The organism is Methylibium sp. T29, from assembly GCF_000576205.1.
GTDB classification, from domain to species: Bacteria; Pseudomonadota; Gammaproteobacteria; order Burkholderiales; family Burkholderiaceae_C; genus Methylibium; species Methylibium petroleiphilum.
On record NZ_AZND01000116.1, the window covers coordinates 1 to 11,140 of the forward strand.

The 11,140-nt window shown below is 65.0% G+C and carries 12 protein-coding genes; all 12 read right to left on the bottom strand.

Going from position 1 to position 11,140, the window contains the following annotated elements; translation table 11 throughout:
- Window positions 1-63: 63 nt before the first annotated feature.
- From x551_RS13680 to x551_RS13730, 12 genes are read right to left on the bottom strand one after another with little or no spacing between them, the layout of a single operon-like run.
- Window positions 64-414: a DUF2793 domain-containing protein gene (locus tag x551_RS13680; protein ID WP_036233746.1), complete on the bottom strand. Its 351-nt coding sequence runs from the start codon at window positions 412-414 to the stop codon at window positions 64-66.
- 2 nt (window positions 415-416) lie between these two features.
- Window positions 417-1,013 (bottom strand): hypothetical protein, encoded by a 597-nt coding sequence (locus x551_RS13685; protein WP_036233748.1) that lies wholly within the window; start codon window positions 1,011-1,013, stop codon window positions 417-419.
- Window positions 1,013-3,286: a phage tail protein gene (locus tag x551_RS13690; RefSeq protein ID WP_036233750.1), complete on the bottom strand. Its 2,274-nt coding sequence runs from the start codon at window positions 3,284-3,286 to the stop codon at window positions 1,013-1,015. Before x551_RS13690 ends, x551_RS13685 begins: the two co-directional genes overlap by 1 nt.
- Complete coding sequence (locus x551_RS13695) at window positions 3,286-3,492, bottom strand: hypothetical protein (protein WP_036233752.1); 207 nt, start codon at window positions 3,490-3,492, stop codon at window positions 3,286-3,288. Before x551_RS13695 ends, x551_RS13690 begins: the two co-directional genes overlap by 1 nt.
- A complete protein-coding gene (locus x551_RS13700; protein WP_009518720.1) occupies window positions 3,489-3,716 on the bottom strand; it encodes a hypothetical protein in 228 nt (75 codons plus the stop codon). The genes x551_RS13695 and x551_RS13700 overlap by 4 nt, the downstream gene beginning before the upstream one ends.
- Before the next feature lie 18 nt (window positions 3,717-3,734).
- Complete coding sequence (locus tag x551_RS13705; RefSeq protein ID WP_036233754.1) at window positions 3,735-4,523, bottom strand: DUF2163 domain-containing protein; 789 nt, start codon at window positions 4,521-4,523, stop codon at window positions 3,735-3,737.
- 5 nt (window positions 4,524-4,528) lie between these two features.
- Window positions 4,529-6,103 (bottom strand): hypothetical protein, encoded by a 1,575-nt coding sequence (locus tag x551_RS13710; protein WP_036249007.1) that lies wholly within the window; start codon window positions 6,101-6,103, stop codon window positions 4,529-4,531.
- Complete coding sequence (locus x551_RS13715; RefSeq protein ID WP_036233757.1) at window positions 6,100-7,158, bottom strand: hypothetical protein; 1,059 nt, start codon at window positions 7,156-7,158, stop codon at window positions 6,100-6,102. The genes x551_RS13710 and x551_RS13715 overlap by 4 nt, the downstream gene beginning before the upstream one ends.
- 5 nt (window positions 7,159-7,163) lie before the next feature.
- Window positions 7,164-9,869 carry a tail protein gene (locus tag x551_RS13720; protein WP_036233760.1) on the bottom strand — a complete coding sequence of 902 codons (2,706 nt, stop codon included), beginning with the start codon at window positions 9,867-9,869 and terminating at the stop codon, window positions 7,164-7,166.
- Window positions 9,869-10,510: a DUF6441 family protein gene (locus x551_RS13725; RefSeq protein ID WP_036233762.1), complete on the bottom strand. Its 642-nt coding sequence runs from the start codon at window positions 10,508-10,510 to the stop codon at window positions 9,869-9,871. The genes x551_RS13720 and x551_RS13725 overlap by 1 nt, the downstream gene beginning before the upstream one ends.
- A gap of 3 nt (window positions 10,511-10,513) precedes the next feature.
- Window positions 10,514-10,669 (bottom strand): hypothetical protein, encoded by a 156-nt coding sequence (locus tag x551_RS26210; RefSeq protein WP_009521710.1) that lies wholly within the window; start codon window positions 10,667-10,669, stop codon window positions 10,514-10,516.
- A 29-nt stretch (window positions 10,670-10,698) separates the two neighbouring features.
- Complete coding sequence (locus x551_RS13730) at window positions 10,699-11,088, bottom strand: DUF6631 family protein (protein WP_036233764.1); 390 nt, start codon at window positions 11,086-11,088, stop codon at window positions 10,699-10,701.
- Window positions 11,089-11,140 lie beyond the last annotated feature (52 nt).

The window sequence follows — 11,140 nt, forward strand, 5'->3', positions numbered from 1 at the left end:
GGGTCTCCAGAAAAGCAAAACCCGCCTCGCAGGCGGGTTGCTGATGGGTCAGAAAAAGTGAGTTCAGATGGCGATGCCTGCGCTCCAGCCGGTGGACTTGTAGGCCGAGAGCTTGGCCTCGTCCTCGATGTAGCAAAGCCAGCCGATCTTGGGCGCGTGGTACTCCCAGGCATCGGCAATTCGCACAGCGATCTGGTTGGTTTTGCCTGCCCACGCGCCCGTGGCGGCAGCAGGCACGATGTAGCGGTCGCCGTTCGCGGGGCTGACCGGTGGCGTGGCCAGGTCACGGTCTTTCACGGACAGGCCGACCACTGCGCCGAGGCGCTTGAGGTTGGCATCCATGCCGGTGTCCCAGCCGCTCTCGCCGAGCGTCCAGCCGTAATTGAGTCCAAGGTTCGGGTCGGTCGATGACATGCTTATCTCCAGAGGGGGGCGGCTTGCCGGATACGCCTGACGGCTTCCTGGTCGCCGGTTCGGTGGCTTTGCTGCGGGTGTTGTCGCCAATGCCGCCCAACGATGGGCAGGTACAGCACGCCGCCGCGCTTGGCTACGAGCAGGGTCAGCAGCCAGTCGGCGAAGTTGTTGAGGTCGGTGGTTTCCTTGAGTACGGCTTCGACGACGGATCGACGCATCACGATCAGGCCGTGCACGTGGCTGGCGCTGTTGGCGTGCTGCCAACGGCTGTAGGCCAGACGCCGCACCGCGATGTCCTGGCCGCTTTCGTCGGTCAGTGCTTCGTCGGTGTAGGCCATCACGGCTCGCGGGCAGGCATCCAGTGCATCAGCCAACTGCGTGAAGGCATTGGCTTCGTACAGATCGTCGGGATCGACAAAGGACACCAGCGGCAAGGTGCCTTGTGCATAGCCTTCTGCGCGTGCCTCACCGATACGGCCTGGAATGCCGGGCAGAACGTGCAACTGGATCGGCGCACCTTCAAGACTGGCGATGCAGGCCTCACGCCATTCGACAGGCTCGTTCAGGGTGAGTAGATGAGCATCAATCCGCGGCTCCATCACACACCTCCCCAATACTGTCCCCAGCGCAGGCCGTAGCCCGCGCGATCCATGACCCGCACCTGCGGCTGCCAGTTGCTCAAACCATCGCGCTCGGCACTGATCTCCACCGTGATGCGGTCACCCAGCGCACCGGCATCCAGCGCGGCCACGGCTGATGTCCAGACGTAGGTGGTGCCAAGCAGTCCCGTTTCCGTGTGCACCAGCACGTTGTTGCGATTGCGGATACGCAGCGTGTAGGTCACACCCAGTTCTGGCCCGATGTCGCCTTCGTCTTGCTGCACGAGGTAGGCGGTCTGCTGCGTGCGGTCGCGGTGGGCCCACGCGATGGTGAGATCACCGGTCACCACGGCAGGCTCGGTCTGGCCATTGAGACGGATGCGACCAGGCGGATACGGCAATGCCTGCCGACCGGCCAGCACCAGCGGCTGACCATTGGCGGCCAGCACAGGATCGCCCTGATCGGTCGACGTGCGAGGAATCGCGCCCACGAACACCGACTCGCCCGGGGCGCGCTCCGCACCTTCCGATGCCAGCCATTCACCTACCCCAATGAGGCGGGTTCCCGCCGTGTGCGAATGAGGTGTGGTGTCGAGCACGCCGCGTGCAAGGTCAACCGTGGCCGCAGTGGTATCGAAGTCCAGGACAGCGACGGCTTCGCGGATTTCACCGCTGCCATCGACCAGATAGGCGTAGTCGCCCACGGTCAGCCTTTCCGGCTGGCTGATGGCGGTCACCGGCACACCGATGGCATCGGCCTCACTGGCAGGCAAGGCCGCATCGAGCGTGAACAATGGCGCGTAGTCTTCGCTGGCCACACTGGCGATCTCGTCTGCGGACGCGCCGGTGGCGAGCTGCCAGTTCAGTTGCCCCACACCACCGGCAGCAACCAATGCACCGACTGCGGCATCGGTGTCGGTCAGGTAATCCAGCTCAGCACGCGACAAGGTGCGCGCCAGTTCCCAGTACGGAATCTCCACCGCCACGATCTGCGCGGGCGGCAGCGGCTCCAGCGTCGGCTCATCGATGATGGGCGGCGGCGGGGCGAGCACCGCGTTATCCAGCCCGAACACATCCTCCATCGCCTCGATGCGCCACTCAGATGACCCCAATGTGCCGGTATCGATGCCGGTCACGCGCACCACCATCTGGTCGATGCCCAAGCGCGGCCAGTTGAGCAGGAACACGTCACCGGGCAGCGGCGCGCGTTCCAGCGTGTCGCGTGCCACGGTCAGACTCATCCGGGCCAGGGGTGACCCCAAGGCACGCAGATCCCGCAGCGCCAGCCGTGCGGCCAGCGGCCCGTAGTTGACGCCCGGGTAGTCGCGGCGCTGATTTATCACGCCGCCTTGCAACTGGATCGCGGCGAGGTTTTCCACGGTGACGGTGGTGTCACCGCCGGTTTGCCAGTCGGTGTAGACCACGGTCAGCTCGTTGGGCAGCTCACCCCACTGAGCACGCTCGAAGCGTTCCAGCCGCACGATCTCGTCCGGCCCCAGTTGCGGCAGACTGTCGACCCAGTAGTCGTCGCGCAGCAGCTTGAGCTCGAACGTGCCTTGCTCCGGATCGGTATAGAGAATGCCGCCGATGTGGTCGATGACCTGGCCGATGAAACTCTCGATGGGCTGCTGGCGTGTCCAGATCAGATTCAGACCAAAGCCTTCATCCGACAGGGCCCACGCTGCATTCCAGAAGCTCCAGCCGATGCTGTCCTGCGGGTAGCCCATGCCCCAGTGCGGGTCGGTCAGGCATTGCACCAGGATGTGGGCCGGGTTCATGCCGACACTGATCTCGCGGCCCTGATCGTCATCCCAGGCCCGCACTTCGGCGTTCCACTCCATCCACGGAGAGTCGTGCCAGCCTGCCGTGAAGCGGCGCACGCGCACTGCCCACGGCTTGATGTAGGGATTGTTGGCGGCGAACAGAATCTGCCGCGCCACCAGTGACAGCACGCCCCGGAAGGCCGGAATAGCGCTGCCGATGCGCGCCATCAGATAGTCGTTGCGTCCCTGTCCAGGGTCACCAGGCAATACATCGATGTTGCCGACCACGCCACCTTCACGCTCGTCACCACCAAACAGCGTGGGCTTGTTGATACTGAGGGTGGTCAGGCCGTGTCCGCTGGACAGCGGCCCACGGTCGGCATCACCCCACGCGGTGCGGTCGCCCATCTGGATCTCCTGCACGGCATCGACCGGCCCTTGGCACAGCACCAGGTGCAATCCCATCCGGTAGCGGTAGCCGACGGTTTGTTTCTTGCTGCTGCCGCCCATCAGTCGTGCTCCCGCCGGATGCGCGCGTGCTCCACCACCCGCAAGGCCATCGCGTCGCCGGTAGCCAGCAAGGTGTCGGCAGCACAGCCGTCACGCAGAAAGGCGCGGAAGTCCAGGTCGTGACGGGCGAACCAGACGCGTGTGCCGTTCACGCACAGGCCCACGGCGCGCACATCGTCGATGGTGACGGTCACATCCGTGCTCATTTCTTGCCTCCTTTCTTGCGGATCGGATCGGCTGCGAGATCGCCGTACCAGACCACGTTGGCACCGCGCAGCAGCACGGTGCCAAAGACGACGGGAATCGGGCGGCCTTCTTCTGCGGTGGGGGCATCGACGTCGGACAGCGATGCCGGTTTGGGCTCGGGTGGTTTCGGGGCGAGCGCGACCGAAACCAGCGCCGCCACCACGATGACGACGAGGTACCACATGGAAGTTCTCCGGAAGGGTCAGAACACGCCCGTCGAAAACGGGTTCTTGCTCGGGATGGCAGGAAAGCCGCCGTAGTTGTCGAGGTTGCCGAAGCGCTCGGCACAGGTGGTCGTGCTGTGATCGCAGCCGACGGTCAGCAACACTTCCGTGCCGGGCTCAAGGGCTGTTGGGTAAAGCAGTTCGACGCCGCTGCCGTAGTCGCTGATGATCATGTGGCGCGCACCCTCCGGCGTTTGCAGCCAGCCGCCGGCCAGGCCGCCGCTGACCTCACCCGGCACACCACCATCGAGCTCGACACTGCGGCCATACACCTCCAGGACGAAGGCGCTGGCTGTAATCGGCGACGCCCCGCAAGCAGTGGAATACAGAACGTGGGAGCACTTGCGGCTGTAGAGCTTGCGCAGGCCGATGCGCTTCAAACTGACTTGCGCGGACTCGCAGCGGATGCGGGCGGCGTCGGCGTCGATTTCGACCCCCAGCACCCGGCCCATCCAGCGCGTGCCCGACAGCCACCAGTAGTCGCCCCAGGTATCTCGTTGCCCGAGGCGCAAGGTAACCGAGGTGGTTTCGCCGGTCAGCGCGGTAGCCAGTAGATGGCGAACCAGCTCGCCATTGGGTGGCAGCTTCAGTTCCAGCGCCGACTTTGCGGCTTCGGCACCCAGTGCCAGTTCGTTACGCTCGATGGACAGGCTGGTGTACAGCGTGCCGTCGAGATCGACGTCGAACTCGTGCGGGGTCAGATAGAACTGCGCGCTGTTGCTGGCGAAGGCGTAAAGCTCGACTTCCAGCAATGGGTTCTGGCTCATCGTGCTTACTCTCCCTCGTAGGTTTGACGGTCATTGCCGCGTGGTTCGGGCAACTGGCGCGCGGTCAGGGTGATCTCCACCAGCGTCGGGCTGTGCCAATACAAGTCGATGGCGTCGTGGTCGAGGCGGCAGCGCACGAGCCGAATGACGCGGCTGCCTTCGGGCACCCAGTCGTCGAGGCCCGAGCGCAGCACCAGCACACCACCCTGATCCAGATGGCAGGTCGCCGTCAGGGCATATTGCTGATAGCCGTCCGGATGCACGATCAAGCAGGCGGCGGGACGATGCCAAAAATCCGAAATTCGCGCAGAGAGGTCTTTGCCATCCACACGCAGGAAGCCATCTTCGGGATCGGCCTCTGCGGTCACCCACAGGATCGGGGCCAAGCCATCGGGCAGCCAGAACGCTTCCAGGCGGCCTTGGGTGCGCCACAACCGCGCCCGCCAGATTTCGATTTCATCGAGTGAACTGGCCAGATAGCGCCGCTGCAAAGTCGTGGTCGCCCACGGATCGTCCCGGCGCACCCACGGATCTGCGGGCGAAAAATCCTGGCGGGTGATCGTCGCTTGCGCGACGGCCGTCGGATCGTCACGCCAGTTGCCATCGGGCCAGACTGGAATCTCGTCCAGCCACGGGTCATCCGAGCCATCCGTGTCCGGCATCTGCGCGGGCGTGATCGACGCCGTCACGCTGCCGCCCACTGTCCCCGGCACCCATTGGGTGAGATCCGCTGGATCGACGGCCTTGCCCCACACCAGCGGCATCACGCTACTACCAACGGCAGCCCTGCGGGCCAGAGGCTCGGCCAGCCACAGCAGATCGCTTTCCACATCGCTGAGTTGGGCAACTTGCCAGCCCTCAGGCGCAATGATCAGTACCCAGCGCTCGTCGCTGTCCCAGCCCTGCACGCCGTCGTAGGTCAGCCGCAGTTCAGCGGCCGGTGGGCCAAAGCGCCGCCAGTCAGCCTCCGATACCGCAAGTGTCAGCGCGCCCTCCTCAGCGCCCTCGGTGAGGTGAACGGCGAACTGTGGCAGCGGCCACCACGCGGTCTGGCCCAGGTGATCGGCCAGCCAGTCGGCGACCAGCGCATCGGTCTGGCGAGCATTGCCCACCTTGTAGGTGAGCCAGCGCCGAGGAATGCGGCGGCCTGCCTGCCGGGATTCGTTGCCGCTGGCCAGCCGCGTGACGCTGGTCTGCCACTCCAGCCGTTCGACGAGGGGCTCCATCCAATCGTGGCGGAAGGCAAACACGCCGCGTTGTGCATCCGGCCAAGGCTGGTCGCCAAAGGCATCCATACCGGTGGCGACGATGGCGCTCGAGGCCGTGTCTCGGCGCAGCACTTCGACCAGAAAGATCGGTGCATCGATGGGTGGCCAGGGGCCTGCCAAGGATTCCGCCAGCAGACTGGCCGCCAGATTGGGAGGCAGCGGAGCCACAGCCGTTTCCGGCGTGAAGCGGGCTGCGCTCGCCCCAAAGGTGGCGCGCGAGAGCACCTCACTCTGGAAGGCGGGCAGTTCGCTTCCCGGCGTCGGCTTGCTGGAAACCTCCGCGAGGTCTTGAACGACGACGCGCTCGGTCATGCCGACTCCACGCCGAACTCAGCGGCATTGAAAGCGGCCTCCGTCCACTGCACGTTGCCGTTCGGGTTGCGCTCAAACAGCGTGCTTTGCCAGGCCAGTTGCTCCTGCAAGACGATGTCGGTGCTGACGGCGCTCTGCGCACCACTGACCACGAGGCCTTTGACCTTGCCCAGACCGGCATCGGTCTTGCGCGCCAGCATGGTCAGTTGCACGCCGTAGATGGCGGGCGTGGCCATGACCGGCAGCGGCTCGACATCGAAGGACTGACGCAGCCCCACTGCGGACGCACTGATTGCCGTGGCCTCGTCCTCGTCGCTCACGGCCTCCCAGGCTGCGGTACCAACCGGACTGGCCGTCCACTGGTTCAGGCTGCCATCGGCCTGCGCCTGCAAGGCATCGACGCGCACGTCGCCCAGAAAGGTGTTGTTGATCGTGCCGCTGGTGTCGGCGATGTACAAGTCGTCGACGTCGATGGTGAGTGGACAGCTCTGACCGGGCACCGCGCCCACGAATGCCGTAAGCAGTTGGCCACCGCCCTGGATGGTGTTCTGCGCCGTCATCTGGATGGCCAGGATGCCGTTGATGCGCACCGACAGAATGCCGTTGCTGGTGCCCTGCGTGACCTGCAGCTCGATGTAGTGCCAGCCGCGCGCGGGAGCACTTGCCACCGAGGTCGAGATCAGCTGGTCGTAGCCGTATTGCCAGCGGTAGAGCTTGAGCCGACCGTCCTCGCCGATTTTCACGAGATGCGCGACCTGCGAGTTGGCATCACGCACGCCGAGCAGCAAGGGTTCGGTGTAGGTGTTTTCGAACGGCACCACGCGGATGGCGGCACCGACGATCAGGCTGGTCTTGGTGGCGTCGAGATTCTTGACGTAGCCGCCACCGGAACCTTCCGGCAAGCGCAGGGCATAGGAGGACGGGCGACGGCCATTGATGCGGGTAGCCTGCGGCGACAGATACGCCGCCTTGCCGCGCGCCAGCCACGGATCGCCAAAGCTGTCCACGGCCTGCGGGTCGTAGTGATCGAAACCGTCGATAAACAGAAGTGCCATGAGATTTACCCTTGCAGCGCCGCACGGATGGCCCGTGCATTGCGCCCGATGATGTTGACGATGACTTTCTCCCCGGCAGGCGACTGCAGGTGGTCGTGCGTCACGCCCGGATCGACCGCATTGACGATGCGCACCGCCTGATTCATCTGCGGCTGCGCGGGCGGCACTTTCACTTCCGGCACAAGCCCGCCCGCTGCGAAGGCCAATTCGCCGCCCTTGAAACGTGGGCCTGCCGACAAGCCGTTGAGCGAGTCGAGGAAGGCCACGCCAACCTGGCGCACGGCGGCCGCCCGCACGACGTATTCGCCTGCCGACAGGCGTGCCGGGATCGAGTCCGACGTGGCGCTGCCCGCCCCGGAGACCAAGCCGCCACCCGCGAACTTCTTGATGCCACCCAAGAGCGCCATCACAGCGGCGACCATCGCCACCATCGCGGCAATGGCCAGCCCCGGGCCGACAATAGGAATCGAGGCCTGCGACGCTGCTGCCCCGGCTCCCGCCTTGGCCGCATCCATCGACACCACGGCAGTGGTTTCAGTGGTCTTTTGCGCGACCTTGGCGGCGCTGGCCGCCGCATCGACGGTTTGCTCCTGCTGGATGAAACCGAGCTTGAGGGCCAGCATCCGCGCCTGCATGGCGATCCACTGCTGGAACGGCTGGATCACGATTTGCTGCAGGAAGGCATCGGCCACCTGCTGAAAGATGCTGGCCAAGGCACTGCGCCAGGTCTGCGCGCCGGTGATCATCCCGTTGAGCGCACCGCCGAAGCTCTCACCGATGCGGTTCCACAGCGGAGCCATTTCATCGACCGTGAGCCTGGTGCGATCCAGCTCATTGCGCCACGCCTGCACGCGAATCACCGCATCCGGCCCGATGGCCTGTGCGGCTTGCTGCATGGTCGGCAACAGGCGCTCCATCTCGGTGGCCGATTGCTGTTGCAGGGCCACGATCTGCTGGCGAGCCTGTGCCTCGGTCAGCAATCCAGCCTGCTGCTGGGTCTGGATGGCTTCCTGCGCATTGCGCAGACGCTCGGTGACCAGCCGCCATTGGGCTTCCAGGGCCGCCAGGTTGGCCTGCGCGGCCTTCACGTTGATCAGCCGGTCAACGAGCGACACCCCGTCCGCATCGCTTTCCGCCGCCAGTCGCGCCCGTAGATCACGGTAGCTGCGGGCAATAGCCGCTTGGCGGTCGGTGTCGGTCGCCGCGCCGGTGATCTGGGCCAGTTCTTCGCGCGCTTGCGCCAAGGCGTCGGCCAGTTCACGCTCGGCTTGTGCCGCCTTGCGCGCGTTGGCTTGCTCGATGTCCGTGCGCCGGTTGTTGAGCGTAATGAGGTCGGCTTCCGCTTTGGCCACTTCAGCCTTGGCGCGCAGGCGGTCGTTTTCTGACTTGCCCGTGGTGGCGACTTGCTGACTGCGCGCCAACTCCTGCTGCTTTCGGGCAATCTCGGCATCGACCTCGCGTTGCTCGATGGCCGTCTTCTGCGCGTAGTAGTCGCGCACAGAGACCAGACGGTCTTCGAGTGCTGCATCCAGCGCAGTTTGCTGCCGCGCCAGTCCGTCCTTGAGCAGCGTGAACTCGGCGTCCAGCTGTGCTTTCATCAGCGTGGTCTGCGCGCCAGTGGTGTCCTGCGCAGCCGCACCCGATTTGGGTCTGGTCAGGCGCTGCAGCAGTTCCGGATCGGCCTGGATCTTGGGTGCCTTGACCTCGATGGGCTTGGGGTCGAACAGGCTGTCGCGAAAGGACGCCAACTCATCCAGCCGGTTGACCAGATTGCCTTTGAGGTCGGCAATGATGGCCTTGGCCCCATCGGTGTTGCCCTTGAGCGCTTCGACCGCCGCCGCGACACCGGCACCAATGGCCTCGCCCAAGGCGACGAAGGCCTTTCCAACCGTGGCGGCACCGAGCGCCAGGGTCTTGAGCACCAGCACCACGCCATCCAGGATCATGCGTAGTGTGCCGCCTTGCTTGGCCGACTCGACCATGCCACCGGCCATGTCGTTCAGGGCGGGCAGCAAGGAGGCGATGATCTGGTTGCCGATGCTCTGGGTGGCCAGTTTCAGCTTGTCGATCGCATCGTTGAAGTTGCCTGCCTGTGCTGCAGTCTCACTGCTCATCTGCACGCCGAGCGCCTGCATCTCGGCAGCCAGCTCGTTGATGCCGTCGCGCCCCTGATTCAGAAACGGGATCAGCTCCGCTCCTGACTTGCCGAACAGTTGCACGGCCAGCGCAGTCTTCTCCGCGCCATCGGGCATGGCCTTGAAGCGCTCGGCCAGATCCAGTAGCACCTGATCGGTGGCACGCAGGGTGCCGTCCTGGTTCTTGAACTCGACGCCCACCGCAGAAAATCCGCGAGCGGCATCTTCCGACCCGGTCGCGGCTTCCAGCATCGTGGTGGACAGCTTGCGCAGGCCCTTCTCGAAGGACTCGCCGGAGACGCCTGACTGCTCGGCTGCCGGTTTCCATACCGACAGGGTTTCGACACTGACACCGACACGCTGCGACATCTCGTCCAGCGCGTCGCCAGTGTCGATGGCCGATTTCACCATCGCGGTCAGACCCGCAACCGACACAGCCACACCAAGGTTGGCCAGCACGCCATTGACGCTCTTGGCGGTATCGGTGAGGCCGCCCAAGCCCCGCTTGATCGAGTCGAAGGCTGTCTTGGTCTGGTCGACGGCGCTGATCAGGATTTGGGCACGATTGCTTGCCATCAGACTTTGTCCAGTTCTTGTTGAATCGCTCGCGCCAAGGCAGGTAGTGCGCGTTGCACGCCACCCGCCAGATACAGTCGTCGTTTGAGATCGACGTGCTTGACCAGCACGGCGATGGGAATTTCCTGGCCGCGCTTAATCTGTTTTGCGCCAGTCCGGGCACGCTCGGCACGCTTGAAGCGGTTGAGCTGCCCGGCGTTCTCTTTGATGTTCTCGGCCATCAGCAGCACGCGACCGTTCTTCTCGATGAAGAAGGCATTGCCCGTGCGCATCAGGCCGTCGATGACCGCCTTGAAGCGCTTGGGGCCGATGCGCCCGGGCAGCAGCGGTATCAGCAAATTGCCGCTCACCGTGCCGCCTTTTTCGTGCAGGCCGAGCCACGGAATCTTGCTACCCACTAGCAAGGCGGGCAGTTGCTCCGACTTCTTGTCGAACACCTTCACGCCCATCGAGGAGATGAAGCTGTTGCGTTTGACGGTGAAGGCGCTGCGCATCTCGGATCGCGCGGCGTCACGCACTTCACGCCCGCCCGATTGCATGCCCTTGGCGACGGCAGCGTGGATGGCACGACGCCGCTCCGCACCCCACGCCGCCAGCTGGCGCGGGTCCAGCAGACCGGTCGTGGTGAGCGAGAGACGCATGGGTTAGTCCTTGAGCAGATCGCGTTGCAGTTGTTCGATGCCACGCTTCTCGCCCTGTGCTGCCACGGCATGAATGCCGAGCAGCTGGGCCAGTTGCTGCCGCTCGATCTGTCCGTCGGCGTCCAGAAAGGCTTGGGCCTGCGTGAGCGTGTAGGCCATCACCTCATCCAGCCGGTGCCCGGCGCGGATCAGGCGGGCGACGGCGCAGTCCCAAGGTTGCGGATCAGCGGGGCCAGCTTGTCTGCCGAGCGCTGGATGCCCGGCACCACCCGGCCCACGAAAAAACCTGCGTTGACCTCGAACACGGCGGCGGCCAGTTGCACTGCGTCGTCCAGCGGCAGATCGTTGATCCACGCGCGCTCGCGCCGGGTGGTGATCGCCAGCAGATCAAGCATTGAATCACCGTGCTGGCCCAGCAGCGCCAGCCAGTCGGGATCGGCGCTCAGCTCGGACGCCAGCGGGCGCATCACGGCCAACAGCCGTGGCAATTCGCCCAGCCGGATCGGCGTCAGTTCCAGTGCGCCGCCGGACAGCGTCACCACCACCGGCGATGGCGGAAAGGTGTTGAACGCGTCCATCACAGCAGCACCAGACGGCCGAACTGACCGAGATCACTGTTGACGCCGACCG

Excerpts from the sequence above, each read along its gene's own strand:
- x551_RS13680 (WP_036233746.1), bottom strand. The coding sequence starts at position 414 with ATGTCATCGACCGACCCGAACCTTGGACTCAATTACGGCTGGACGCTC.
- x551_RS13685 (WP_036233748.1), bottom strand. The coding sequence starts at position 1,013 with ATGGAGCCGCGGATTGATGCTCATCTACTCACCCTGAACGAGCCTGTC.
- x551_RS13690 (WP_036233750.1), bottom strand. The coding sequence starts at position 3,286 with ATGGGCGGCAGCAGCAAGAAACAAACCGTCGGCTACCGCTACCGGATG.
- x551_RS13695 (WP_036233752.1), bottom strand. The coding sequence starts at position 3,492 with ATGAGCACGGATGTGACCGTCACCATCGACGATGTGCGCGCCGTGGGC.
- x551_RS13700 (WP_009518720.1), bottom strand. The coding sequence starts at position 3,716 with ATGTGGTACCTCGTCGTCATCGTGGTGGCGGCGCTGGTTTCGGTCGCG.
- x551_RS13705 (WP_036233754.1), bottom strand. The coding sequence starts at position 4,523 with ATGAGCCAGAACCCATTGCTGGAAGTCGAGCTTTACGCCTTCGCCAGC.
- x551_RS13710 (WP_036249007.1), bottom strand. The coding sequence starts at position 6,103 with ATGACCGAGCGCGTCGTCGTTCAAGACCTCGCGGAGGTTTCCAGCAAG.
- x551_RS13715 (WP_036233757.1), bottom strand. The coding sequence starts at position 7,158 with ATGGCACTTCTGTTTATCGACGGTTTCGATCACTACGACCCGCAGGCC.
- x551_RS13720 (WP_036233760.1), bottom strand. The coding sequence starts at position 9,869 with ATGGCAAGCAATCGTGCCCAAATCCTGATCAGCGCCGTCGACCAGACC.
- x551_RS13725 (WP_036233762.1), bottom strand. The coding sequence starts at position 10,510 with ATGCGTCTCTCGCTCACCACGACCGGTCTGCTGGACCCGCGCCAGCTG.
- x551_RS26210 (WP_009521710.1), bottom strand. The coding sequence starts at position 10,669 with ATGGCCTACACGCTCACGCAGGCCCAAGCCTTTCTGGACGCCGACGGA.
- x551_RS13730 (WP_036233764.1), bottom strand. The coding sequence starts at position 11,088 with ATGGACGCGTTCAACACCTTTCCGCCATCGCCGGTGGTGGTGACGCTG.